At 66.6% G+C, this 23,424-nt stretch carries 25 protein-coding genes and 1 tRNA gene; 8 read left to right on the top strand and 18 right to left on the bottom strand.

The features are described from left to right. Positions 1 to 8 precede the first annotated feature (8 nt). From ACFK0J_RS12550 to ACFK0J_RS12530, 5 genes are all read right to left on the bottom strand, one after another. Positions 9 to 1,004 carry an ABC transporter ATP-binding protein gene (locus ACFK0J_RS12550; protein WP_378739604.1) on the bottom strand — a complete coding sequence of 332 codons (996 nt, stop codon included), beginning with the start codon at positions 1,002 to 1,004 and terminating at the stop codon, positions 9 to 11. Beyond that, a complete protein-coding gene (locus tag ACFK0J_RS12545; protein WP_378742789.1) occupies positions 1,001 to 2,377 on the bottom strand; it encodes a branched-chain amino acid ABC transporter permease in 1,377 nt (458 codons plus the stop codon). The genes ACFK0J_RS12550 and ACFK0J_RS12545 overlap by 4 nt, the downstream gene beginning before the upstream one ends. Before the next feature lie 47 nt (positions 2,378 to 2,424). Continuing rightward, positions 2,425 to 3,462: a branched-chain amino acid ABC transporter permease gene (locus ACFK0J_RS12540; RefSeq protein ID WP_378739602.1), complete on the bottom strand. Its 1,038-nt coding sequence runs from the start codon at positions 3,460 to 3,462 to the stop codon at positions 2,425 to 2,427. A 97-nt stretch (positions 3,463 to 3,559) separates the two neighbouring features. After that, positions 3,560 to 4,756, bottom strand: coding sequence for a branched-chain amino acid ABC transporter substrate-binding protein (locus ACFK0J_RS12535; RefSeq protein WP_378739600.1), 1,197 nt, complete (start codon positions 4,754 to 4,756; stop codon positions 3,560 to 3,562). Positions 4,757 to 4,986: 230 nt separating this feature from the next. Then, positions 4,987 to 5,604 (bottom strand): ANTAR domain-containing response regulator, encoded by a 618-nt coding sequence (locus tag ACFK0J_RS12530; RefSeq protein ID WP_218476065.1) that lies wholly within the window; start codon positions 5,602 to 5,604, stop codon positions 4,987 to 4,989. A gap of 224 nt (positions 5,605 to 5,828) precedes the next feature. Between ACFK0J_RS12530 and ACFK0J_RS12525 the strand changes: the two genes are divergently transcribed. The 4 genes from ACFK0J_RS12525 (at position 5,829) to ACFK0J_RS12510 (ending at position 8,156) form a co-directional block, all read left to right on the top strand. Further along, positions 5,829 to 5,912, top strand: a tRNA-Leu gene (locus ACFK0J_RS12525). 319 nt (positions 5,913 to 6,231) lie between these two features. Then, the gene (locus ACFK0J_RS12520) at positions 6,232 to 6,744 is read left to right on the top strand and encodes a monooxygenase family protein (RefSeq protein WP_378739598.1); all 513 of its coding nucleotides are present in this window, start codon (positions 6,232 to 6,234) and stop codon (positions 6,742 to 6,744) included. Positions 6,745 to 6,983: 239 nt separating this feature from the next. Continuing rightward, positions 6,984 to 7,604: a low molecular weight phosphatase family protein gene (locus ACFK0J_RS12515; protein ID WP_378739596.1), complete on the top strand. Its 621-nt coding sequence runs from the start codon at positions 6,984 to 6,986 to the stop codon at positions 7,602 to 7,604. A 132-nt stretch (positions 7,605 to 7,736) separates the two neighbouring features. Continuing rightward, a complete protein-coding gene (locus ACFK0J_RS12510) occupies positions 7,737 to 8,156 on the top strand; it encodes a hypothetical protein (RefSeq protein ID WP_378739594.1) in 420 nt (139 codons plus the stop codon). A gap of 113 nt (positions 8,157 to 8,269) precedes the next feature. Here the strand turns inward: ACFK0J_RS12510 and ACFK0J_RS12505 are convergent, their stop codons facing one another. From ACFK0J_RS12505 to ACFK0J_RS12455, 11 genes are all read right to left on the bottom strand, one after another. Beyond that, positions 8,270 to 9,097, bottom strand: coding sequence for an acyl-CoA thioesterase (locus ACFK0J_RS12505; RefSeq protein WP_378742787.1), 828 nt, complete (start codon positions 9,095 to 9,097; stop codon positions 8,270 to 8,272). Positions 9,098 to 9,190: 93 nt separating this feature from the next. Then, entirely contained in the window at positions 9,191 to 10,609 is a 1,419-nt protein-coding gene (pyk, locus tag ACFK0J_RS12500; protein WP_378739593.1) for a pyruvate kinase, read from the bottom strand. A 231-nt stretch (positions 10,610 to 10,840) separates the two neighbouring features. Continuing rightward, positions 10,841 to 11,509 (bottom strand): amino acid ABC transporter permease, encoded by a 669-nt coding sequence (locus ACFK0J_RS12495; RefSeq protein ID WP_218476058.1) that lies wholly within the window; start codon positions 11,507 to 11,509, stop codon positions 10,841 to 10,843. A 12-nt stretch (positions 11,510 to 11,521) separates the two neighbouring features. Beyond that, positions 11,522 to 12,250: a transporter substrate-binding domain-containing protein gene (locus tag ACFK0J_RS12490; protein WP_378742785.1), complete on the bottom strand. Its 729-nt coding sequence runs from the start codon at positions 12,248 to 12,250 to the stop codon at positions 11,522 to 11,524. 217 nt (positions 12,251 to 12,467) lie between these two features. Next, a complete protein-coding gene (locus tag ACFK0J_RS12485; RefSeq protein ID WP_378739592.1) occupies positions 12,468 to 12,959 on the bottom strand; it encodes an NINE protein in 492 nt (163 codons plus the stop codon). Positions 12,960 to 13,216: 257 nt separating this feature from the next. After that, entirely contained in the window at positions 13,217 to 14,470 is a 1,254-nt protein-coding gene (lgt, locus tag ACFK0J_RS12480) for a prolipoprotein diacylglyceryl transferase (protein ID WP_378739590.1), read from the bottom strand. An 87-nt stretch (positions 14,471 to 14,557) separates the two neighbouring features. Next, positions 14,558 to 15,358: a tryptophan synthase subunit alpha gene (trpA, locus tag ACFK0J_RS12475; RefSeq protein ID WP_378739587.1), complete on the bottom strand. Its 801-nt coding sequence runs from the start codon at positions 15,356 to 15,358 to the stop codon at positions 14,558 to 14,560. Continuing rightward, positions 15,355 to 16,617 (bottom strand): tryptophan synthase subunit beta, encoded by a 1,263-nt coding sequence (gene trpB / locus ACFK0J_RS12470; protein ID WP_378739584.1) that lies wholly within the window; start codon positions 16,615 to 16,617, stop codon positions 15,355 to 15,357. Before trpB ends, trpA begins: the two co-directional genes overlap by 4 nt. Next, positions 16,614 to 17,432: an indole-3-glycerol phosphate synthase TrpC gene (gene trpC / locus ACFK0J_RS12465; protein WP_218476047.1), complete on the bottom strand. Its 819-nt coding sequence runs from the start codon at positions 17,430 to 17,432 to the stop codon at positions 16,614 to 16,616. Before trpC ends, trpB begins: the two co-directional genes overlap by 4 nt. A 183-nt stretch (positions 17,433 to 17,615) precedes the next feature. Continuing rightward, positions 17,616 to 18,422, bottom strand: a complete 807-nt coding sequence (locus tag ACFK0J_RS12460) for a TIGR02234 family membrane protein (protein WP_378739580.1) — start codon at positions 18,420 to 18,422, stop codon at positions 17,616 to 17,618. Beyond that, positions 18,419 to 19,978, bottom strand: a complete 1,560-nt coding sequence (locus ACFK0J_RS12455) for an anthranilate synthase component I (protein WP_378739578.1) — start codon at positions 19,976 to 19,978, stop codon at positions 18,419 to 18,421. Before ACFK0J_RS12455 ends, ACFK0J_RS12460 begins: the two co-directional genes overlap by 4 nt. Before the next feature lie 422 nt (positions 19,979 to 20,400). On the opposite strand from ACFK0J_RS12455, the gene ACFK0J_RS12450 reads away from it, so the two are divergent. The 4 genes from ACFK0J_RS12450 (at position 20,401) to ACFK0J_RS12435 (ending at position 22,530) form a co-directional block, all read left to right on the top strand. Further along, positions 20,401 to 20,694 carry a hypothetical protein gene (locus tag ACFK0J_RS12450; RefSeq protein ID WP_378739576.1) on the top strand — a complete coding sequence of 98 codons (294 nt, stop codon included), beginning with the start codon at positions 20,401 to 20,403 and terminating at the stop codon, positions 20,692 to 20,694. Between the two features lie 51 nt (positions 20,695 to 20,745). Further along, positions 20,746 to 21,207 carry a peroxiredoxin gene (locus tag ACFK0J_RS12445; RefSeq protein WP_378739573.1) on the top strand — a complete coding sequence of 154 codons (462 nt, stop codon included), beginning with the start codon at positions 20,746 to 20,748 and terminating at the stop codon, positions 21,205 to 21,207. 99 nt (positions 21,208 to 21,306) lie between these two features. Further along, positions 21,307 to 21,888, top strand: coding sequence for a permease (locus tag ACFK0J_RS12440; protein WP_378739571.1), 582 nt, complete (start codon positions 21,307 to 21,309; stop codon positions 21,886 to 21,888). A gap of 201 nt (positions 21,889 to 22,089) precedes the next feature. After that, on the top strand, positions 22,090 to 22,530 hold the full coding sequence (locus ACFK0J_RS12435) for a MarR family winged helix-turn-helix transcriptional regulator (protein ID WP_378742783.1): 441 nt from the start codon (positions 22,090 to 22,092) through the stop codon (positions 22,528 to 22,530). Between the two features lie 16 nt (positions 22,531 to 22,546). On the opposite strand, the gene hisI is transcribed toward ACFK0J_RS12435, so the two are convergent. Then, positions 22,547 to 22,894 (bottom strand): phosphoribosyl-AMP cyclohydrolase, encoded by a 348-nt coding sequence (gene hisI, locus ACFK0J_RS12430; RefSeq protein ID WP_218476036.1) that lies wholly within the window; start codon positions 22,892 to 22,894, stop codon positions 22,547 to 22,549. A gap of 58 nt (positions 22,895 to 22,952) precedes the next feature. Further along, positions 22,953 to 23,369, bottom strand: a complete 417-nt coding sequence (locus tag ACFK0J_RS12425) for a MarR family winged helix-turn-helix transcriptional regulator (protein ID WP_378739568.1) — start codon at positions 23,367 to 23,369, stop codon at positions 22,953 to 22,955. Positions 23,370 to 23,424 lie beyond the last annotated feature (55 nt).

Raw genomic sequence — 23,424 nt, 5'->3', positions numbered from 1 at the left:
CGCCGCTCCTACCCGTCCGTCCCGTGCGCGCTTGCCGTCCCCGACTCGGTGTCCTCGTCGGGCACACCGAGATAGGCGGCGACCACCGCGGGGTTTTCCCGGATATCCGCGGGCAGTCCGTCGGCGATCTTGCGGCCGAACTCCAGCACCACGATTCGGTCGGTCACGCCCATGACCAGGCGCATATCGTGCTCGATCAGCAGCACCGTGAACCCGTCATCGCGGATCTTGCGAATCAGATCCATCAGCGCCGACTTCTCGCTCGGATTGAAACCGGCGGCGGGCTCATCCAGACACAGCAACTTGGGCTCGGTGGCCAGCGCCCTGGCGATCTCCAACCGGCGTTGATCGCCGTAGGAGAGGTTGCGCGCCTTCTCCACCGCCTTCGGGGCGATGCCGACGAATTCGAGCAGCGCCATGCCCCGCTCGATCGCGTCGCGTTCCTCGCGGCGATGCCGCGCGGTCCGGAAGATGGCGCCCGGCACCGAGGTTCGATGCCTGGCGTCGGTGCCGACCACCACGTTCTCCAACGCGGTCATCTCGTTGAAGAGCCGGATGTTCTGGAAGGTGCGGGCGATACCGAGCCGGGTGATGGCATTGCGCTTGGTCTTCGTCAGCGGCGCGCCATCGAAATACACCGTTCCCGAGGAGGGACGGTAGACACCGGTGATCGCGTTGAAGCAGGTGGTTTTTCCGGCCCCGTTGGGCCCGATGAGCCCGAGGATCTCGCCGCGGCGGATCTCGAAGCTCACCGCGTCCAAAGCCGTGAGACCACCGAACTTCACCGTCAGTTCCTCGGTGCGCAGCAGCGGCTCACCGACGGCCGTCTCGATCTCGCGGCTGGAGGCGACGACCTCCGCCACCGTCTCCGCGTCGGCCAGGTCCGGAATCACCGCGGTCAGGTCGACCACACCGGCACTGGGCGCCGCTTCGGGTTCCGCCACATAGCCGGCGGCCATGTCCTCGTTGTCGAACAGCGCGCCACCCGCGCCAGGCCCGGTCATCGGGTCTCTCCGATCGTCTCGTCGCCGAACGGCTTACGCACGGCTTGATATACCTGCCGCCCGTAGGCGAGCAGCTTCTGCCGGACCGGGAAGAGGCCCTGCGGTTTGAAGATCATGAGCACCATCAGCGTGATCCCGAAGAACAGATACTTGTAGTCACCGAGCGACTGTGCGCCGGGCGCTTGGAACCTGAGCACGTTGTTGAGCACGACGAGCATCACGATCACCGGCACGGCCGCCGCAGCCAGATAGCCGAGTTTGATCGGACGTTCCTGATTACGAGCCCACCTGCGCCACACCACGATCAGCGCGACGATGAGGGCTACGGTGCAGCCGAGTGAGATCCAGCCGACCGCCGTCTGCCCGACCGCCTGCACCGACAGCAGCCGGTTCGGCAGATACACGATGACGAACGCCCCGACGATCACGCCGAGCTTGTTGCCCTGCCCGCCGATGACCACCGCGCACAGGAACAACATCGAGTTGATGATGTTGAACCCGGTCGGGTTGATGAACTGCACCTGGCCCGCGTACAGCGCGCCGGACAGCCCGCCGACCGCCGCACCGATCGTGAAGGCCCACAGCTTGAACTTGAACGCGGGCACGCCCATGACCTCGGCCGCGTCCTCGTCTTCGCGGATCGCGACCCAGGCCCGGCCGACCCGGCTGCGCTCGAGGTTGCCGACGATCAGCAGGGTGAGGATCACCAGCACCATGCCGATCCAGAACCACCAGGTCCCGGCGTTGGCCTTGTCGAAGATGTTCGCGGAATCCGCGTCGCCGACATTGCCGGAGGAGAAGATGCCGTTGGGTCGCTCGGCCGACTCGCCGACATGTGGGTAGGCGATACCGGACAAGCCGAGGCTCCCGTTGGTCACATCGCCGAGGTTGTCGGCGAGCAACCGGACGATCTCGCCGAAGCCGAGCGTCACGATCGCCAGATAGTCACCGCGCAGCCGAAGCGTCGGGGTACCGAGGATCAAGCCGGACATCGCGGTGACCGCCGCGGCCAGTGGTAGGCACGCCAGCCACGCCCAGTCTTCGCTCAGCCAGCCGCCGTCGGTTTGATTCCACGGACTGTTCGGGCTGGTGAGCAGACCGACCGTATAGGCACCGACGGCGTAGAAGCCCACGTAGCCGAGGTCGAGCAGACCAGCCTGTCCGACAACGACATTCAAGCCGATGGCAAGCAGGGCGTACATGGCGAACTGCGCCATGACACCGCCGAAACTGGTGCCCGGGGTATCCAGGAACGGCGGCGGGAACAGCGGGAGCAACGCCAACGCGATGATGGCGGGGATACCGACGGCCCACTGGGCCGGCCGGGACAGACCACCCCACCAGGAGCGCAAGGCGTCACCGACACCGTGCATCGGTCGCTCCGGCGCGGGCGGGACGGCGGGCTTGGTTGATGTGTTGCTCATGCGCGCGCCTTCCCGAGACTCTCACCCAGAATGCCGGTGGGCCGAATCATCAAGACCAGCACCAGCACCACGAACGCGACCACGTCGCGCCATTCGGTGCCGAACAGGATCTGACCGTAGTTCTCCGCCAGACCGAGCAGCAGCCCGCCGAGCAACGCGCCGCGCAGGTTGCCGATACCGCCGAGCACCGCGGCACTGAAAGCCTTGATGCCGAGGATGAATCCGCCCGAGTAGATGATCCCGTTCGGAATCTTGAGCGCGTACAGCAGCGCGGCCGCACCGGCGAGCACACCGCCGATGAGGAAGGTGAGCATGATGACCCGTTCGCGCGAGACGCCCATCAGCGTCGCGGTGTCGGGGTCCTGCGCCACGGCCCGGATGCCGCGGCCGAACTTGGTCTGGTTGATCAGCAGTTCGGTGACGATCGCCAGGATCACCGCGGCGACGATGATCACGATCGTGATGTTGGTGATGTCCGCACCGCCGAAGCTGAACTGCTTGGTCGGCTCCACCAGCATGATCGGCTTCTGGGCGTTTGTGCCGCCCAAGCCCGGCCAGACCTTGGGCAGCACGAAGTGCACGATCTCCTGGATCACGAAGGAGGCGCCGATGGCGGTGATGAGAAAGATCAGCGGCTTGGCGCCGCGCCTGCGCAGCGGCCGATAGGCGACACGTTCCAATCCGACAGCCGCGGCACCGGAGACCGCCATGCCGAAGATCATCGCCAACGCCAGATAGGTGATGGTGAGGATGATGCCCTGCGAGTAGACATCACCGCTCGGCGAAAATCCGAGCAACATCAGCCCGACATACTGACCAAACAGGCCGAGCATGAATATTTCCGAATGGGCAAAATTGATAAGCCGCAAAACGCCGTAGACCAGGGTGTAGCCGACAGCGACCAGTGCGTAGATCGCACCGTAGGACAATCCGTCGACGGTCAGTCGCCAGAAATCGTCGATCACTCCTTGATAGTTGAAGTCGATCGAGCTGTCGGCGAGTTGTACTGCGCCGACTATTGCAGTGGAAGTCATTCGTAATTCGCCCTCATTCATTCGCCCTCACGAAACAGCAGCACGTACCGGGATTCGCGCGAACCCCGATACGTGCTGCGCGACTCGTGTGTATGGGTTACTTGACGGTGTAGATCCAGATCAGCGCGTTGCTCAGTTCCCCGTTGGGGCTCCACTTGTACTGGCGCGCCAGACCGGCACCGTCGTAGTTACGGACGAATTCGAGCAGGTCAGGGCGAGTCACCTTGCCGCTGTCGATGCCCTTGGCCAGGATCGTGGCCAGGTCGTATGCCTCCACCGAGTACACACCCGACTCTTGGCCGTTGAATGCCTTGTAGTCCTTCGCGAACTTCTCCGGCGCGGGACCACAGGGGCAGGTCAGCGTCGCACCCTTGGCCGCGCTGCCCGCCTGGGACAGGAACTGCGGATCGTTGACCCCGTCCGGGCCGACGAAGACGCCCTTGAAGCCACCGGACTTCAGCTGCTGGGCGAGCGGCGCGCCCTCGGCGTAGTAACCGGCGAAGAAGACGGCGTCCGCGTTCGCCGACGCGATCTTGGTGACCGTCGCGGAGAAGTCCTTGTCACCGGTCTTGACGCTGGACGAGCAGCCGGGATCGGCGGCGGCGCCGAGGCCATCGGTGATGCTCTTCGCCAGGCCGGTGCCGTAGTCGCTGTTGTCCTGGACGACACAGACCTTCTTGTAGCCCGCGGTGCCGGTAAGGTACTTCGCCACCGATGGGCCCTGCACGTCGTCATTGGCAAGACCTCGGAAGAAGCTGGTCCAGCCGTTCTGGGTGAGCGTGGCATTGGTGGCCGAGGAGGACAGCGAGGCCAAGCCCGCGTCACTGAGGATCTTGCCGGTCGCCTTGGTCTCACCGGAGAAGGTGGGGCCGAGCAGGGCGACGATCGACCTGTCGTTGACGATCTGCGGGATCACCTGGGTGGCCTTCTGCGGGTCACCCTCGGTGTCGAACGACTTCAACGTGATCTGGCAGCCGGGGTTGGCCTTGTTGTGCTGGTCGAACGCCAGCTTGGCGCCCATGTCGATGTTGATCCCGAGAGCGGCGTTCGGGCCGGTCAACGCGCCGGCAAAAGCGATCGTGGTCGGCGCGCAGGTCGCCTTGCCGTCACCAGCGGGGTCCGCGGCCTTGGCCGGATCGGTCTTCGGAACTTCTTTGCCGTTGATGTCTACCTGCGCTACCGGCTGGATGGACAGGCCGGCCGCGCCGCCCGTGCCGGACGGGTTCGAACCGTTGTCGGTCGATTTGTCACTACAACCGGTCAGCACCAGCGCGGCGGCAGCGCCGATAGCCAAAACACCTCGCGTCGTACGACTGTGCCATGTCGAACTAAGCACGTTTCACCTCTAAGTCCTGTGCTCCCCCGGGATCGCCGAGGAGGCCGACCACGTCAGCCCGGTCAGAACATAGCGTTGGTACGTTAGTTCCGCATCACATTCGCGTCATGAAAGCGACATCGGGTCGAATTTTTGTTCACGATCGAGTTTCACGTGCGTAAAATTCTCGCCCGGCAGGCAAGCGGAAGTCACTTGGGGGCGAGGTTCTCCAGCACGACCTCGGCAACCGCCTTCATGGTAGTGCGCCGGTCCATTGCGGTCCGCTGAATCCACTTGAACGCCTGCGGCTCGGAAAGACCCTGCGTCTGCATCAGCACGCCCTTGGCGCGCTCCACCAGCTTGCGCGTCTCCAGGCGGTCGGACAGATTCGCCACCTCGCTCTCCAGCGCGGTGATCTCGTGGAAGCGGCTGGCCGCGAGTTCGATCGCGGGCACCAGATCCGACTTGGTGAACGGCTTCACCAGATAGGCCATCGCGCCGGCGTCGCGGGCCCGCTCGACCAGGTCGCGCTGACTGAACGCGGTCAAGATCACCACCGGCGCAACGCGTTTCGACGCGATCTCGGCGGCGGCGTCGATACCGTCGCGGCGCGGCATCTTCACATCCATGATGACCAGATCCGGCCGATGCTCCACCGCGAGGTCCACCGCCTGCTGGCCGTCACCCGCCTCGCCGACCACCAGATAGCCCTCTTCGGTCAGCATCTCGACCAGATCCATGCGGATGAGCGCTTCGTCCTCGGCGACGACAACCCGCTTTGCCCCCGTGTCGCGCTTCGTGCTTGCGCCCCCTGCTGCTGTGCTCATAGATAGACCCCTCTGGTTCAGATGCCTGTCCCGACCCGCCGAAGGTTGGACGTTGGTCCAACTAGCCGACCATCGACCTCGCCACCGCGCTATCGAGTGATGTAAAGAGTACCTTTCACTTCGGCATAGAACGCATATACCCAGGGCAAACCTCGCTTGCGTGCCCAAGGAGGCAACCAGTTCGCTTCCGACCCCCACCACCCGCTATCATTTCCCCCCGGTGCGCCGGGTTGGCGGAACTGGCAGACGCGACGGTCTCAAAAACCGTTGTCCGAAAGGACGTGTGGGTTCGAGTCCCACACTCGGCACTCGACAACAGGCGACCCTGTCCGCGGAACGCGCGGACGGGGTTGTCTCGTCATCACACTGGGGGTGCGACCCCCAGACCCCGCTCGGCGGGGCTTCGCCCCCCGAACCCCCCTTGCAGTGGTTGCGTGTGTGTGGGAGTGATTGTTGATCTGTCGCGGGGCGATCGGGGGGTGCGCGCAGTCGCGTGCGTTCTACGTCGGGTGTACTCGGGTGCGGGGCTGAGCCGCAGTTGTTGGTGGCATCGAACTGTTCGGGGTCTCAGCTCGTATTCACCTACGGAGGGCGGGCAGCAGAACGCTGACGTCGGCGGAGGTTGCGATGCGGGTGAACCGGACGACGGTGGATCTGGGTGGGTATCCGGATCTTGTTGTCATCTATCTCGGGATGCGGGTGCGCAAGCCGCGCGGGATGCTGCGGCTGCTCGGGCTCGGGCCGAACCTCTATCGCTCGCACCGGGATCGGCCGGATGGGCTGCTGTCGCACGAGGACGTGATCTGGTCGCTGTTTCCGCCGCACTGGGGAGCCAGGCAGTACTGGCGCGATCTCGACAGCCTGGAACGGTGGACTCGGTCGGCGCCGCATCGGGATTGGTGGCAGCGGTTTCTGCGGGACTCCGGCGGCACAGGGTTCTGGCACGAGGCGTACTTCATGCGCGGCGGGATCGACGCGATGTACGACGACATGGCCGCCTCGACCGGGGTGACCCGGTTCGCTCCGGTGATCCCCATGCGCGGCCGGATGTTCTCCACCCGGGGCCGGGTGCGCGACGAGCCGGCCAGGGTCGCCCCGGTGGTCGACGAAAAGACTTACTACAGCAGCGAATTCGAGTAGCCGCCCGGTCCTATCACGAGGCAATCACAACCTTGTGTTTCGATACTCTGCGCGCAGGGTAAGTGTAGGGGGACACACTCCTCATGATCATTTGCGAATGCGACGTACACCTCACCGCGTACCCTTTGTGCGCGGAGGTCCGTGTACGGCACCTGACCTGCAGGTGAATATTGCTCCAGCGAGGGCGTTTCGGAGGTTTTCGGACATCGGCGGCGTTATCGAACGTTTACCGTATTCGTATGCACGTCCTGTTCGTCTGCAACGGCAATGTCTGCCGTTCGGTGATTGCCGAGCGCCTCACCCGCGCGCTCGCGGTCGAACACGCCCTGCCGAACCTGACCGCGGAAAGCGCCGGAACGCGTGCGCTGGTGGGATTTCCGGTCGAACCGCTGGCCGCGCAAGCCATCGCCGGACTCGGCGCGGACCCCAGCGATTTCAAGGCACGGCGGCTGAAGGACGAAATGGTCGACAACGCCGATCTGGTGCTGGCCATGACCCAGCAGATCCGCGACCAGATCAGCGAAATGGGCTTCGGGGTGGCCGCACGCACCTTCACCCTGCTGGAAGCACGCCGGATCGCGCACGTCACCGGTGCGCGCTCGATCGCCGAACTACATCAGGCCCGCAACGATCTGGCCTTCGTCGGCCGGGAGAACATCGCCGACCCGATCGGGCTGTCCGAGCAGGCGTACTGCGAGGTGAGCGATCAGATCGCCGAAGCCTTGGTTCCGCTGCTGCTCGCGCTGGCGCCCTACGAGCAGTCCCGGCCGGTCGCCGACGAGCGCACCGGCCTCGTCATCGAGCCGGCCGCGGCCGACGCACCACTGGCGTCCTTCCTGGCGGCGCACCGCATCAAGTAGCTCCCGGACCGGACAATAGGGCTGCCGACACAGCAATGCAGGGCTGCTATGTCCATTTTCGCGCCAAAGGTATTACACTCCCGCGGACAACAACTTCCGCCGTTGCTGGTTCGACACACGACAGGAATAGACATGCCGAAACGCATTTCGGATGTTTCGCTCCATGTGTATGTGACACCGGAAACCCTCGAACGAGTCGTCCAGACCGTGCGCGAGGTCGTGGACGACCACCTGCAGGACCGCGAAATGTTCGCGTGGCGCTTCACGCTGCCGGTGGACACCGACGATCCGATCCACGTGACGCTCGAAACACAGTGGCGGATGGAACATCCCGGCGACGAGCCGGGCGACCGCGGCACCTACGAGATCGCGCTCAGCCTGGTCGGCGCGCCGACCGAACTCACCGACGCCGACACAGCGCGGCTGGAACAGCAACTGCTGCACGGGATCTACGGCGTCGCGCGCACCGAGCCGGGCCAGAACATCCCGTTCTCGATCCGCGCCAGGCAGCGCGCCGACGTCGACCTCGACATCGAGCGGGAACGGATCTGACGGACCACCACTGAACGCCGAATCCACCGCACCGCGCTGAATCCGACTGCACCGCAGCGACTTCCCGGCGGATCGACAACCGGGAAGTCGGCTCGGTAGTTATCGGTGCGTGCTCACCCCTGGCCCGCGGGCTGCCGCGCCGGGAAGTGCCGAATCAGCCCCTCCTGCACGGTGGTGGCCAGCAGCTCACCGGAGCGGGAGAAGAAGCGACCGGTGGCCAAGCCGCGCGAGCCCGAGGCAACCGGGGATTCGGTGGCGTAGAGCGCCCACTCGTCGAATCGGAACGGCCGGTGGAACCAGATCGAATGATTCACCGTCGCCGCGACTATCCGGTCGAGTCCCCAGGAAAGTCCGTGCGTGGTGATGATCGAATCCAGCACCGTGGTGTCGGACGAATAACCGAGCGTCGCGACGTGCAACAGCGGGTCGTCGGGCAATTTTCCGTCCGTGCGCATCCACACCCGATTGTGGTTGAGCCGCTCCCCCGTGCCCTTCAAAATCCAGGCCGGGTCGTTGGTGTAGCGCATGTCGATCGGGTGCGGCGCCTTGATGAACATCTCCAGCTTGTCTTCCAAGCCTTCGAAGCTCTCCTCCACCCGAGGCAGCGTCTCCGGGTCCGGCACTTCCGGCAGCGGGTGCCCGTGCTCGAGCCCCTTGTTCCAGTCCTGGAACGCCGCGAGCATGACGAACAGCTCCTGATCGTCCTGGAGCGCGGTAACTGTGCGATTGGCGAACGCGCGGCCGTCGCGGTGCCGGTCCACCCGGTACTCGATCGGCTTCTTGGTGTCGCCGCCGCGCACGAAATGCGCGTTGATCGCGTGCACCGGCCGGTCGCCCACCGTGCGGCCCGCCGCCATGATCGCCTGCGCGACGAGCTGACCACCGAAGGTGCGACTCCACACCTTCTCCGGGTGCTGACCGACGAAGACGTCCTCGTCCATCTGCTCCAGATCGAGCAGCCCGAGCAGCACGTCCAGGTCGGACCGTCCGGCAGCCGACGAATCGACCACGGACCCGCCTAGGGAAGCGTTCAATTAATGATCCTCCTCACCGATGCGATGCACGTGGATCAGGTTGGTAGAGCCGACCGTACCCGGCGGGGAGCCGGCGACGATCACCACGAGGTCACCCTTCTGGTATCGCTCCATCGACAGCAGCGCTACATCGACCTGGTGGATCATAGCGTCGGTGGTGTCCACCATCGGCACGATGAAGGTCTCGGTGCCCCAGGTCAGCGCGAGTTGGCTGCGCACTTCGGGCAGCGGGGTGAACGCCAGCAGCGGCAGCGGGGTGTGCAGCCGGGCCAGCCGGCGCACCGTGTCACCGGACTGGGTGAACGCGACCAGCGCCTTGGCATTGAGCCGCTCGCCGATGTCGCGGGCGGCGTAGGAGATGACGCCGCGCTTGGTGCGCGGCACGTGGGTCAGCGGCGGCACCCTGGTCGATTCGGTTTCCACCGCGTGCACGATGCGCGCCATGGTGCGCACCGTCTCGATCGGGTAGGCGCCGACCGAGGTCTCGCCGGAGAGCATCACCGCGTCGGCGCCGTCGAGCACCGCGTTCGCGACGTCGGAGGCCTCGGCCCTGGTGGGGCGCGAGTTCTCGATCATCGACTCCAGCATCTGGGTCGCCACGATCACCGGCTTCGCGTTCTCCCGCGCCATCTGGATGGCCCGCTTCTGCACCAGCGGCACCTGCTCCAGCGGCAGCTCGACGCCGAGGTCACCACGGGCGACCATGACCGCGTCGAAGGCGAGCACGATGGCTTCCAGGTTGTCGATGGCCTCCGGCTTCTCCAGCTTGCCGATCACCGGCACCCGGCGGCCGACCCGATCCATGATGTCGTGCACCAGCTCGACGTCGGCCGGGGACCGCACGAACGACAGTGCGATGAAGTCGACACCGAGCTTCAGCGCGAATTCCAGGTCCTCGATGTCCTTTTCGGACAGCGCGGGCACCGACACGTCCATGCCGGGCAGCGAAACACCCTTGTTGTTGGAGACCGGTCCCCCCTCGGTCACTCGACAGACGACATCGTTGCCGTCCACCTTGGTGACGGTGAGACCGACCTTGCCGTCGTCGACGAGCAGGCGGTCGCCCGGCTTCGCGTCGGCGGCGAGTTCCTTGTACGTGGTCGAAACGCGGTCATGGGTTCCGTCGACGTCGTCGACGGTGATCCGCACCTCTTCACCCGTCGCCCAGACGGTCTTGCCCTCGAGGAAGCGGCCCAGCCGAATCTTCGGTCCCTGCAGGTCGGCAAGGATGCCGACCGCTCTGCCGAGGTGATCGGAGGCCTGCCGTACCTTCTTGTAGTTCTCGGCGTGATCCGCGTGTTCGCCGTGACTGAAGTTCAGCCGAGCCACGTCCATGCCGCTCTCGACGAGTTCGCGGATACGGTCCTCGGTGGCAGTGGCCGGGCCGAGCGTGCACACAATCTTCGTCCGTCGCATCACGGGTAGAGCCTAGTCCCGACCGGTACCCGCGCCTGCTGTGGCCCAGGTGAAAGCTGCGTGAAAAAATCGGCTCCGACTTGGTGAAACCTACAACCGTTACGCATTGCGCAACATGCCTGGTTAGCGCCGGTCTCCGGAAAGCCAGAACCTGAAAATGTTACTCGTTGGTAGTTATTCGCGGTGCCGAATCGAGCGAAATGGTGGCCGCCGGTCCCGGAGAACAACGGTCGGTCAGCGCGCGACGTGCCGGGCGAGCCGGGTCTCCAATCTGGTCTGCGCGAAACCGAGAATCAAACAGATGATCCAGTAGTAGATCGCCGCGACGCCGTAGAGCGCGAAGAAGTCGAAGGTCGGGGCGGCCGCCAGCTGGGCGACCCGGAGCAGTTCGGTCACCAGGATGGTGGAGGCCAGCGAGGTGTCCTTGACCAACGAGATCAGCGTGTTGGACAGCGGCGGCACGGCGATGCGCGAGGCCTGCGGCAGGATGATCAGCCGCAGTTCCTGCGCATAGGACATGCCGAGCGCCTTGGCCGCCTCCCACTGCCCGTGCGCGACGCTGAGGATGGACGCGCGCACTACCTCGGCCGCGTAGCCACCGACATTGAGGCTGAACGCGATCACCGCGGCCGGGAACGGATCGATCACCACATTGAACTGCGGCAGCGCGTAGAACACGATGAACAGCTGCACCAGCAGCGGCGTGCCGCGAATGATCGAGATGTAGAACCGGGCGGCCGCGGACAGCGGCCACACCGGTGACATCCTGGCCAATGCCACGAACAATGCGATCACCAAGCCGATGGCGAAGCTGATCGCGGTGAGCGGCAGCGTTTTCTCGACGGTGGCCTGCAGCATCGGCCACAGGTTGTGCCAGATCAGTTCCCTGGTATCGGCATCCATGGACGGCGTCGGCTACTTGCTGACGTCGGTGCCGAAGTACTTGTCGGAAATCGCGGCCAGCTTGCCCTCGGCGCGCAGCTCGCTCAGCGCCTTGTCCACGTCCTTGATCAGCGCGTCGTCCTTGCGGGCGGCGAAGGCCTGCTTGCTGGTCTCACCGGTCTTGCCCGCGACCTTCACGCCGTTGTCGCCGGTCTTCTTGGTGTACTCGGCGACGGCGAGGGTGTCGTTGACGGTGGCGTCGACGCGGCCGTTCTTCAGCAGCTGGATGGCCTGCACGAAGCCTTCCACCGCCTCGACCTTCGCGCCGGCGGCCGCGGCGACCTTGCCCCAGTTGCTGGTCGCGGACTGGGCGCAGGTCTTGCCGTTCAGGTCGGCGAGGGTGGTGATGGCGTTGTTGTCGGTGCGGGTGACGATCACGCCGTCGGAGGTGGTGTACGGGGTGGACAGCGCGTACTTGTTCTTGCGCTCGTCGTTGATCGTCACCTGGTTGGCGACCAGATCGAAGCGCTTGGACTCGAGGCCGGCGAAGATGGCGTCCCACGGGGTCTGCACGAATTCGACCCGCTTGCCGAGCTTGTCGCCGACGGCCTGGATCACCTCGATGTCGTAGCCGGTGATCTTGCCGTCGGAACCCTGGTAGCTGAACGGCGAGTAGGTCCCTTCCGTGCCGACCTTCAACACGTTCGGATCGCTGCTGCTACCGCAGGCGGTGAGCCCGGTAGCGGCGACGATGGCGAGCATGGCGGCGGCGAACAGCTTGCGACGCACGGGTTCCCTCTCTTCGGTGCATGGAGTTCCACACACAACACGCAAATCCGGCTCATGCTACGCCGGTACTTCTGCGAAGGACATTATCCCGATCATGGTGCGTTAAAGGGTTGTACTCGCGAAACAGCCGCGCTGAAAGCCCGGACGGGCACCGCCGGATCGGCGATGCCCGTCGTGCTCTCGGGTTGACTCACTCGCGCAGCGGGCGACCTTCGCTGTCGGTCACCTTGCCGGTCAGCATCAGGATGCCGTCGACGACACCCCAGATCCAACCGAGCGTGAAACAGGTGACGGCACTGACGACCAACTGGGCGATACCGAGTCCGTTGTGGCCGAGATAGAAGCGGCCGACGCCGAAACTGCCGAGGAAGATCTGGAGCAGGCCCGCGACGAGCTTCTGCTTGTCGGAGAGCGGCACACCGAACTGGTCACGGCCGTACGGTGCTTCGGGGTCGTTCGGGTTGTAGCCCTGCGGGCCGTACTGCCCCGGTGGGTAGCCGCCCGGCTGCTGGCCGTACGGGTTGGGCTGGCCGTACTGGGGCTGCGCGTACGGGTCCGCGGGCTGCTGGCCGTCGAACTGCGGGAACGCCACGGTGTCCTGCGGCTTGTTCAGATCCGGACCCGTACCGGGCGGACCGTACTGTGGTCCGCCGCCTGGGTTCTGCTGGTAAGGGTCGGTCACTAAATGTCCTCCTCATTCGTGCGGGCACCCTCTGCTCGGCCCGGCATCGATCGATCTGCCGAGCGGGAGACGCTCGCGACGATCACGAGACATTGTGGTCGGACGGGTGTTGTCTTGTCGCCCCGGTAACCCTCGGCATTCCCCCGGGTTATCGCCCGTGCTGCGGACCGCCGTTATCGGCGGCGGAGAATTCGGCGCGAACACCGTGCGCGACGAACGGTGGTGCCGCCGCGTAATCGGCGGCGGCACCATCGTTTTCAGGACTTGTCGGAGTCCGCGGCCTTCTTCGGCGCGGCCTTCGCGGAGGTGGCGGTTTCCTCGGCATCGGCCTTCGCCGACTCGGCGTCGGTGTCCGCCGAGTCAGCGGACTTGTCGGCCGAGCCAGCGGGTTTGTCGGCCACGGTGTCCTCGGCCTCGACGGAGCCGCTGGCTTCGGCCTTGTCCGGGTCCGTGGCTTCCTCGGTGTCCGCCACCGCCGTCGCACCGGCGGTCGCCGGGGCCGAATCCTTGACCAGCCCAACCTTGTCCGTGCTCGGGTCGGCCGAGCTCGCGGCACCCTCGGAGGCGGCACCTGCCGCACGCAACGCGCCGATCTGCCACGGCCACGGCCGTGGACCCGCGCCCGGTTGCAACTGCTCAGCGGTCTCGCGGCCCTTGGTCGCGAACACGAAATAGGCGATGGCCGCGAGGAATACGACCGCCGAGGTGAACGAGTTGATCCGAATGCCGGCCAGCTTGGTCGCCTCGTCGTCGCGCATCAGCTCCACGAAGAAGCGGCCGAAGCTGTAACCCGCCACGTACAGCGCGAACAGGCGTCCGTGGCCGATTCGGTAGTGCCGGTCCAGCCGGACCAGCAGCACCACGATCAGTACGTTCCAGATGAGCTCGTACAGGAACGTCGGGTGCACGACCTTGTCGACGACGCCGTTGGAGACGCCGTTCATCGCGTCCGGCTTCAGGTTGTCGTTGTACCGGAAGTAGATCTCCAGGCCCCACGGGAGGTCGGTCTCGCGGCCGTACAGTTCCTGGTTGAAATAGTTGCCGAGACGGCCGATCGCCTGCGCGAGCAGGATCGGCGGCGCGATCGCGTCACCCAACGCGGGCAACGGGATTCGATATACCCGGCAGCCGATCCAGGCGCCGACGCCGCCGAGCAGCACCGCTCCCCAGATGCCGAGGCCGCCGTTCCAGATCTCCAGCGCCGCCATCGGGTCGCCGTCGGCGCCGAAGTACTTCTGCCAGTCGGTGGCCACGTGATAAAGCCGGCCGCCGACCAAACCGAACGGCACCGCGAACATCGCGACATCCAGGATCGTGCCCGGTTGCCCGCCACGGGCGCGCCAGCGCCGCTCACCCCACCAGATGGCGACGATGATGCCGATGATGATGCACAGCGCGTAGGCGCGCAGCGGGAACGGACCGATGTGCCACACGCCCTGCGGTGGGCTGGGAATGTAGGCCAGCACATCGCTCTTCGCCAAGACGTTGTCTGCCAGGACTCGTAAGGTCACGGGGCCACCGTAGCGGAGAACGCCCGCAACGCTGGAACCACCGCCGAGTGGCGACGGAAACCGGGTGCCACGGCGGCGGCAGCGACCCTAGGAAGCGACGGTCGCCGAACGGACGCCCTCGGCCAACTCGGCGGTGAGCGCACGGACCGCGTCCAGACTCTCACCCGCAGCCGTCACCAGCGCCGAGCCGACGATGACGCCGTCTGCGTAGGAAGCCATTTCGGCCGCTTGCGCACCCGAGCGGACGCCGAGGCCGACGCCGATCGGGATGTCGGAATGCGCCCGGATCCGCGCGCACAGCGCGGGCGCGGCGGAGGACACCGCGTCGCGCGCGCCGGTGACACCCATGGTCGAGGCGGCGTACACGAAACCGCGCGACGCCTCGAGGGTCTTGACCAGCCGCTCCTCGGTGGAGGACGGCGCGACCAGGAAGATGCGGTCCAGATTGTGCGTGGACGAGGCGACGAACCAGTCGTCGGCCTCCTCCGGAATGAGGTTCGGGGTGATGATCCCGGCACCGCCCGCGGCGGCGAGGTCCCGCGCGAACGTGTCGACGCCGTACTTCAGCACCGGGTTCCAGTAGCTCATCACCACGGCCTGGCCGCCCGCCGAGGTGATCGCCTCGACCACCGAGAACACGTCGCGCACCCGCACACCGCCGCGCAACGCCTGGTCGGCGGCGGCCTGGATGGTCGGGCCGTCCATCACCGGATCGGAGTAGGCGACGCCGACTTCGACGATGTCGCAACCGGATTCGACCATGGTGCGGCAGACCTCGATGGAACCGGCCAGGTCGGGGTAACCTGCGGGCAGGTAACCGATGAGCGCGGCACGATTGTCGCTACGGCATGCGGCAAAGGTATTCGCGAGACGGGACTGTTGGCTCACTTCTCTTTGTCCTTCTCGTCCAACAGCCCGAACCAGCGCGCCGCCGTGTCCATGTCCTTGTCACCGCGGCCGGACAGGTTCACCAGGATGATCGAGCCGGGACCGAGTTCCTTGCCCAGTTGCAGCGCGCCCGCCACCGCGTGCGCGGACTCGATCGCCGGGATGATGCCCTCGCTGCGGCTGAGCAGCAGCAGCGCGTCCATCGCCTCGGTGTCGGTGATCGGCCGGTATTCGGCGCGGCCGATGTCCTTGAGCAGCGCGTGCTCGGGGCCGACGCCCGGATAGTCCAGCCCGGCCGAGATGGAGTGCGATTCGATGGTCTGACCGTCTTCGTCCTGCAGCAGGTACGAGTAGGCGCCCTGGAACGCGCCCGGTGTTCCGCCGGTGAAGGTGGCCGCGTGCCTGCCGGTTTCGACGCCGTCACCGGCCGCCTCGTAGCCGACCAGCCGGACGTCGGCATCGTCGAGGAAGGCGTGGAAGATGCCGATGGCGTTGGAGCCGCCGCCGACGCAGGCGACGACCGCGTCGGGAAGCTGGCCGGTGGCCTCCTGCACCTGCACGCGGGCCTCCAGGCCGATGACGCGCTGGAAGTCGCGCACCAGCATGGGGAACGGGTGCGGGCCCGCGGCGGTGCCGAAACAGTAGTAGGTGTCGTCGGCGTTGCTCACCCAGTCGCGCAGTGCCTCGTTGATCGCGTCCTTGAGCGTCTGCGAGCCGGTGGTCACCGAGATCACCTCGGCGCCGAGCAACCGCATCCTGGCCACGTTCAGTGCCTGCCGGGCGGTGTCGACGGCGCCCATGTAGATGACGCAGTCCAGGCCGAGCAGCGCGCACGCGGTCGCGGTGGCGACGCCGTGCTGGCCCGCGCCGGTCTCCGCGATGACCCGAGTCTTGCCCATCCGCTTGGCCAGCAATGCCTGGCCGAGCACGTTGTTGATCTTGTGTGAACCGGTGTGGTTCAGGTCTTCTCGCTTGAGCAGGATGCGTGCGCCACCCGCGTGCTCGGCGAGCCGGGTGCATTCGAACACCGGCGACGGACGGCCGGTGTAGTCGCGCTGCAGCCGGTCCAGCTCGTTGAGGAAGTCCGGGTCGAGCCGAGACTTCTCGTACATCGCGGTGACGTCCTCGATGACCGCCATCAGCGCCTCCGGCACGTGCCTGCCGCCGTAGACGCCGAAGTGGCCGCCGCTGTCGGGCTCGTGCGCGCTGCGGTGCGCGATGCCGTCGCTGGCCTTGGGTAGTTCGGTCACTCGGGTCACCGGCCCCGCCGCGCGGGTTTCGGGCAGGACGGGTGGGTACCCGCGGTCACCAGTTCGGATACGGCCGCGCGCGGATCACCGCTGGTCACCAAGCCCTCGCCGACCAGGACGGCGTCCGCGCCCGCGCCGGCGTAGGCCAGCAGGTCGGCGGTGCCGCGGATGCCGGACTCGGCGATCCGGATGACCTCGGTGGGCAGGCCGGGTGCGATCCGGGCGAAGACATCCCGGTCGACTTCGAGCGTCTTGAGATTGCGGGCATTCACGCCGATCACCGAGGCGCCGGCCTCGAGCGCGCGGTCGGCCTCTTCCTCGGTGTGCACCTCGACCAGTGCGGTCATCCCGAGCGATTCGGTGCGGTCGATCAGCGAGGACAGCACGTCCTGCTCCAGCGCCGCGACGATCAGCAGGATCACGTCGGCGCCGTGCGCGCGGGCCTCGTGGATCTGGTACGGCCCGACGACGAAATCCTTGCGCAGGATCGGGATGCTCACGGTGGCCCGGACCGCGTCCAGGTCGTCCAGGGACCCGTGGAAGCGGCGGCCCTCGGTGAGCACGCTGATGATCCGGGCGCCGCCGTCCTCGTACGCCTTGGCCAGGCTGGCCGGGTCGGGGATGTCGGCGAGCTCACCCTTGGAGGGGCTGGCCCGCTTCACCTCGGCGATGACGCCGATGCCGTCTTCGAGGAGCGCCGCGCGGGCGTCGAGCGGGCTCGGCTTCGCCGCTGCGGCCGCTTTGATCGCCTGGAAATCGAGGAGGGCTTCCCGAGCGGCCACATCCGCGCGGACCCCGTCGAGAATCGAGTCGAGTACCGTCATCTGGCTCGAATCCTTTCTGGGGAGACGGACTTGCTGCCTGAGAATCCCCCCAGGCGCTGTCTCACCGATGCTGACAAAGAATAAATGGCCGTACCGGCCGCGTTTGCGCCGGGGCTTGTTGTGGACCAGGCAACCAGTCCGCGCACAAGGTGGGAACCGCCACAGTCACCGCGCGCGGATTCCTCAGCGGGCACGTCCGCCCGCCTCGCCGGAGTCCGGATCCTCGGGTCGCCCACCGGAGTTCAGCGGGTCCTCGGTCGGGTCGGTGCCCGCGTCCAAGGCATCCCAGAGCACGCGTTCCGACAGCTGGGCCGAGTTCGGCTCCGCGCCGGGTGTCGCGGCCTCGGTGCGCCGCTGGGTCACCTGCTCGGTGGCGGCGGCGCGGCGGAACACCGGGTTGTCGTACTTGCCGGACAGGCGGGCGGTCTCCTGCGGCATCCGCGCGAGCAAGCCACCAGCAGCGAAGGCGGCCAGTGCGCCGAGCAGGGCGAGCACGGCCGGAAGCGCCGACGTCGTCGCCGCCCCCACCTGCGCCCGCGCCGGAAGTTCGGCCAGCTTCGCCGCCCGCTCGGCGATCTTGCCGGAATTGGTGAGCAGGGCGAAGGCAGGCACCGCCGCCACCGCGCCGACCAGTGCGATGAGCACGCCCAGCACGCGACGCAGCCAGCCTCGGGTGGCCAGCACGGCCGCGATGGACGCCAGCAGCACCAGGGCCAGCGGGGTGAGCGCGCCGAACCAGACGCCGCCGTTGAGGTGATCGGTGCGCGGTTCGGTGAGGCCGTCGGCGGACGTGACCGTCACCCAGGTCATGCGCGAGGAGCCCCACAGCGCCGCGGCCGCGAGGGCGAGCAGGACGAGGGCGCCGGTCGGGTACTTGCGGCGCTCGTCGGACGTGGTGTCCGACTCGGCCCCGGCGGTCTCCGGGGTGACGAGATCGGGGTCGGGCGTGCGGTCTGGATCGGCGCCCCCGCCGGACTCGGCTGCCGTCATGCGTCGCCACTGTTCGTCGCGCCCGGTTCCGCGCTGTAGGCGCGCACTGTTTTCGCCGCGGCGACCGCCTTGAGCACCGCCATCGCCTTGTTGCGGGCTTCGAGGTCTTCGTACTCGGCGTCCGAATCGGCGACGATGCCCGCGCCCGCCTGGACGTAGGCGGTGCCGTCCTTCAGCAGTGCCGTGCGGATGGCGATCGCGGTGTCCGCGTCACCGGCGAAGTCGAGGTAGCCGACGACGCCGCCGTAGACGCCGCGGCGGGTCGGCTCCAGCTCTTCGATCAGCTCCATCGCGCGCACCTTCGGCGCGCCGGACAGCGTGCCCGCGGGGAAGCAGGCGCGTACCGCGTCGAGCGCGATCTTGCCCGCGGCCAGCCGGCCGGACACCGTCGAGACCAGGTGCATCACGTGGCTGTAGCGCTCGATGTGCCGGTACTCGGTGACCCGCACCGTGCCGGGCTGACAGACCCGGCCGAGGTCGTTGCGGCCGAGGTCGACGAGCATCAGGTGCTCGGCGTTCTCCTTCTCGTCGGCGAGCAGGCCCTTTTCCAGCAGCAGGTCGTCCTCTTCGGTGACGCCGCGCCAGCGGGTGCCCGCGATCGGATGGGTGGTCGCCACACCCTCTTTCACGGTGACCAGGGATTCCGGGCTGGAGCCGACGATGGAGAACGCGGTGCCGCCGTCGCCGTCCGGGACGTGCAGCAGGTACATGTACGGGCTCGGGTTCGAGGCGCGCAGCATTCGGTACAGGTCCAGCGGCGCGCCGTCGTAGTCCATTTCGAAGCGCTGCGACAGCACCACCTGGAACGCCTCGCCCGCCTCGATCTCCTTGACCAGGCGACGCACCCCCGCACCGAACTCCTCGGTGGTGCGGCGGCGCCGGAACTCGGGTTCGGGCCGGTCGAAGACCGACACCGTGGACGGCGCCGGGGCGGCGAGCGCCTCGGTCATCCGATCCAGTCGGGCGAGCGCGTCGTCGTAGGCTTCGTCGACCCGTTCGGCGGTGCCGTTCCAGTTGACCGCATTGGCGATCAGCGTGATCGCGCCTTCGTGGTGGTCGAACGCGGCGAGGTCGGTGGCCAGCAGCAACACCATCTCCGGCAGCTGCAGATCGTCGAGGGCCAGGTTCGGCAGTCGCTCGATCCGGCGCACCGCGTCGTATCCGAGGTAGCCGACCATGCCGCCCGTCAGCGGCGGCAGCCCCGGCAAGCGCTCGGTCTTCAGCAGCTCCAGCGTTTCCCGCAGGGCAAGCAGCGGATCGCCGCCCGAGGGCGCGTCCACCGGAATGTTCCCCAACCAGGCCGCCTCCCCGTCGACCACGGTCAATGCCGACGGGCTCCCCGCGCCGATGAACGACCACCGCGACCACGATCGCCCGTTCTCCGCCGACTCGAACAGGAACGTTCCCGCCCGATCCCCGGCCAACTTACGGTAGGCGGAAAGCGGAGTCTCGGAGTCCGCCAACACCTTTCGGGTAACCGGCACCACCCGATGCTCCGCGGCCAGCTGATGAAACTGTTCGCGGGTCGTAGTGGTAGGAGTCGACGCGCCTTGCATGCGCAACATCATCCCAGGCCGCACCAACCCCAACCGCAGCGCACCCCAACCAGCCACGCGCGAGTCTTACGAGCGCCGTTCGCGGCCCGTCTCGCGTCCGACCGGCCGAAGCACACCCACAGCAAGATCACCGCCCCCACCCACCCACCACAGCGCGAGTCTTACGAGCGCGTTCGCGGCCCGTCTCGCTTCCGAGTGGCCGAAGCGCATGCGCCGCAGGCGCGAGTCTCGGCCGCTCGGAAGCGAGACTTCCCGGGGCCGCGAACACGCCGCGGCCACGCGGCCAAAAACACAGGGCCAACAACACCAGCCACAAACACGACCGCCCGGTTCCCATGCCAGCGTTAGGGGTGTGACGGGCGTCTTTAGACTCGCTCCGTTCCATCTCGCACGCGGTATCCATGATCGAGAGGAGACAACCGATGTACCCCTCGCAACCGGAGGGCAGGCACGCCGCCCCGGGCGGTGCGCCGAGCCAGCCCCCACGGATGGTCGGACTGCAGTCGAAGGCCGGCGCCCAGGGTGCCCCGAACGCGCTAGCCACCTTCGTCACCTATGCGAAGGCACTGGAAGCCCTGGACAAGAACCATTTCCCGGACGAGTACGCCACGCACGCCGACCGGATCAAGGAGCTCAAGCCGTTCCTGCGCGCGCACGGCATTCTCGACGTCATGCAGATCAAGAATCCCGAAGTTGCGGCGTTGATCGGCGCCTGACGGGTCCGGACAGGTACCGGGTGCGACATGTGCCCGGTACTGTCCCTTTCCATGCAGACAGGTCAGCTCGCCCCGCGGTTCGAGCTCCCCGATCAATCAGGCACCCCCCGTTCGCTCGACGCGTTGCTCGCGGACGGTCCGCTGGTCCTGTTCTTCTATCCCGCGGCGAACAGCCCGGTGTGCACGGCCGAGGCCTGCCACTTCCGTGATGTGGCCGCGGACTTCGCGGCCCTCGGCGCGTCGTGCGCGGGCATCAGCGCCGACGGCGTCGACGCCCAAGCCGGTTTCGCCGACAAGCAGAATCTCGGCTATCCGTTGCTCTCCGACTCCGACGGCAAGGTCGCCGCGAAGTTCGGCGTGAAGCGGGGGCTGCTCGGGAAACTGCTGCCGGTCAAGCGGCAGACCTTCGTGATCGATCAGGACCGCACCGTCCGCAAGATCATCACCGGCGAGTTGCGCGCCAACGTGCATGCCGACGAGGCGCTGGCGTTCCTCCGGGAGCGCGCGAAGTAACTCCGGGAACGCTGAACCCGGGCAACACTCGGGCCGACGTACCGGAAACGCCGGGGCGATCATCACGTTTCCGCCGTTCACCCGGCTTACGCTGGCTGCATGACTGCGACCGACGGACAGCTGGAGCAGAAATCGACCGGACCCGCCTGGCGGAGCTGGCTGATCGGCGGGCTGGCGCTGCTCGCCCTCCTGTTCATCGCCTATTTCATCTTGTCCGCGTTCATCCCGCGCTGGTGGGCGCAGCGGGTCGCGGAGATGGTCAACGGCAGCTTCGCCAAGGGCATCGGCTGGGGCCTGGTCTTCGGCGGCGTGTGCACGGTCGTGCCGCTGTTCCTGTTGCTGTTCGCGGTGCGGGTGTGGGGACGCCGGGCGGGCCGGTTCATGGCGGGTGCGGCCGTTGTCGTCGCCGCGCTCGTCGCGATCCCCAACCTGATGACGCTGACCATCGTGCTGGGCAGTAGCAACGCCGCCCATGCCGGAGAGCGCATTCTGGACGTCGACGCACCCGCCTTCCGCGGCGCCACCCTGGCCGGGGCGCTCGCCGCCGCCGCTGTCTTCCTGGCGGCGTTGTTCCTGGTCATCATGCGCTGGTGGCGGCGCAGGCACCCCAAGAAGCAGGCCACCCGCACCGCACCGCCGACCACCGCTGATCCGACCATGACGCGTCCGGATAGTTTGTGAGTGAGCTCACGTCCCATAGCAACTTCATGACGGGCGAGCGAAGTCGTGGCAAACTCGGTGTCGCGGGTGACTGTGAACATGCTTTTCAATAATCGATAGGCTTACTAACAAAAACACGTCACTTGGCTTGAAAGAAGGCACACAGTGACGAAGTGGCTCGACCCCGTCGAACAACGAGCTTGGCGCGCGATTGTTGCGCTGATGACGCGCCTACCAGGCGCTTTGGATACGCAGCTGCAGCGCGAATCCGGGGTCACCCATTTCGAGTATTGGGTATTGACTCTGTTGTCCGAGGAACCGGGCCATCGTTTGCAGATGAGTGACCTTGCCCACAAGGCAAATGCATCGCTATCACGGCTTTCGCACGTGGTATCCAAGCTGGAGCGGATGGGTTGGGCGGAGCGCTCCGCTACCGCCGGGCGGCGTGGGGTCCAGGCCGTACTGACAGACGACGGCTACCACAAGGTCATCGAGGCCGCCCCCGGATATCTGGACGCGGTGCGCCACCTGGTGTTCGACGGCTTGGAGCCCGAGCAGACGGCTCAGCTGGCCGAACTGAGCGAGCTGCTCGCCGATCATCTCACCGATGCGTTGAGCCGACCCGGTAATGCCAGCGAGGACGATCGGCCGTCGGACACGTAGTCGGCGCCCTTCGACGTCAGGACTGCTCAGCGAGCAGGACGTCCGAATCGAAACACGTGTGCGTCCCGGTATGGCAGGCGGCACCCTCTTGATCGACGACCAAGAGAATGGTGTCGCCGTCACAATCCAGGCGGACCTCGTGCACGTACTGGGTGTGACCGGAGGTCTCCCCCTTGACCCAGTACTGCTGACGCGAACGCGAAAAGTACGTCGCCTTGCGCGTTTCCAGCGTGCGGGCCAGCGCTTCGTCATCCATCCACGCCACCATCAGCACATCACCGGTGCCGCGTTCCTGCGCGACGGCCGACACCAGGCCCGCGTCGTTGCGCTTGAGCCGGGCGGCGATGGCGGGGTCGAGAGTCATACGACCGTTATAACAGGGGCGTACCTCGGCCTTCGCTGCGGCCGTGCCCGGTATGGGATCAGACATGAGCCCGGCGCAGGGCGGCGACGGTGTCGTCGTCGGCTTCGTCGAGCGCGGCGGTGAGGGTGCCGCGGTAGGTCTCGCCCGCGGCCCGGTGCCGTTCCCGGCCCTTGTCGGTGATCACCGTGTAGACGCCGCGGCGATCGTCGGGGCACAGATCGCGGTAGGCCAATCCGGCAGCGTCGAGCCTGCCGACCAGTCTGGTCACCGAACTCTGGTTCAGGCCGAGGCGGGCGGACAGGTCCTGCATGCGCAGTTCGCCGTCGGACGCCTCGGCCAGGAAGCCGAGCGCGCGGTATTCCGACAGCCCGAGACCGTGCCCGCGCTGTACCGCCGCCGCCAATCGGCCCTCCACCTGGGCGTGCAGGGCGATCAACCGGTTCCACATCTGGTCGTCGTGCTCAGTATTTGACACAGATTATTTGTACATGCATACTTCTCCTCACGCAAGGTAGTTGCATATACATACA

Origin of the sequence: Nocardia brasiliensis, assembly GCF_042691675.1 — a bacterium.
GTDB classification, from domain to species: domain Bacteria; phylum Actinomycetota; class Actinomycetes; order Mycobacteriales; family Mycobacteriaceae; genus Nocardia; species Nocardia brasiliensis_D.
This window is presented reverse-complemented; position numbering and strand designations above follow the sequence as displayed.

Coding starts and splice junctions, on each gene's coding strand:
- ACFK0J_RS12550 (WP_378739604.1), bottom strand. CDS start 1,004: ATGACCGGGCCTGGCGCGGGTGGCGCGCTGTTCGACAACGAGGACATG.
- ACFK0J_RS12540 (WP_378739602.1), bottom strand. CDS start 3,462: ATGACTTCCACTGCAATAGTCGGCGCAGTACAACTCGCCGACAGCTCG.
- ACFK0J_RS12455 (WP_378739578.1), bottom strand. CDS start 19,978: ATGCAAGGCGCGTCGACTCCTACCACTACGACCCGCGAACAGTTTCAT.
- trpC (WP_218476047.1), bottom strand. CDS start 17,432: ATGACGGTACTCGACTCGATTCTCGACGGGGTCCGCGCGGATGTGGCC.
- ACFK0J_RS12440 (WP_378739571.1), top strand. CDS start 21,307: ATGACTGCGACCGACGGACAGCTGGAGCAGAAATCGACCGGACCCGCC.
- ACFK0J_RS12510 (WP_378739594.1), top strand. CDS start 7,737: ATGCCGAAACGCATTTCGGATGTTTCGCTCCATGTGTATGTGACACCG.
- ACFK0J_RS12505 (WP_378742787.1), bottom strand. CDS start 9,097: ATGGACGAGGACGTCTTCGTCGGTCAGCACCCGGAGAAGGTGTGGAGT.
- ACFK0J_RS12515 (WP_378739596.1), top strand. CDS start 6,984: ATGCACGTCCTGTTCGTCTGCAACGGCAATGTCTGCCGTTCGGTGATT.
- ACFK0J_RS12530 (WP_218476065.1), bottom strand. CDS start 5,604: ATGAGCACAGCAGCAGGGGGCGCAAGCACGAAGCGCGACACGGGGGCA.
- ACFK0J_RS12495 (WP_218476058.1), bottom strand. CDS start 11,509: ATGGATGCCGATACCAGGGAACTGATCTGGCACAACCTGTGGCCGATG.
- ACFK0J_RS12445 (WP_378739573.1), top strand. CDS start 20,746: ATGCAGACAGGTCAGCTCGCCCCGCGGTTCGAGCTCCCCGATCAATCA.
- hisI (WP_218476036.1), bottom strand. CDS start 22,894: ATGACTCTCGACCCCGCCATCGCCGCCCGGCTCAAGCGCAACGACGCG.
- ACFK0J_RS12435 (WP_378742783.1), top strand. CDS start 22,090: ATGACGCGCCTACCAGGCGCTTTGGATACGCAGCTGCAGCGCGAATCC.
- ACFK0J_RS12450 (WP_378739576.1), top strand. CDS start 20,401: ATGTACCCCTCGCAACCGGAGGGCAGGCACGCCGCCCCGGGCGGTGCG.
- ACFK0J_RS12545 (WP_378742789.1), bottom strand. CDS start 2,377: ATGCACGGTGTCGGTGACGCCTTGCGCTCCTGGTGGGGTGGTCTGTCC.
- ACFK0J_RS12490 (WP_378742785.1), bottom strand. CDS start 12,250: ATGCTCGCCATCGTCGCCGCTACCGGGCTCACCGCCTGCGGTAGCAGC.
- ACFK0J_RS12460 (WP_378739580.1), bottom strand. CDS start 18,422: ATGACGGCAGCCGAGTCCGGCGGGGGCGCCGATCCAGACCGCACGCCC.
- ACFK0J_RS12520 (WP_378739598.1), top strand. CDS start 6,232: ATGCGGGTGAACCGGACGACGGTGGATCTGGGTGGGTATCCGGATCTT.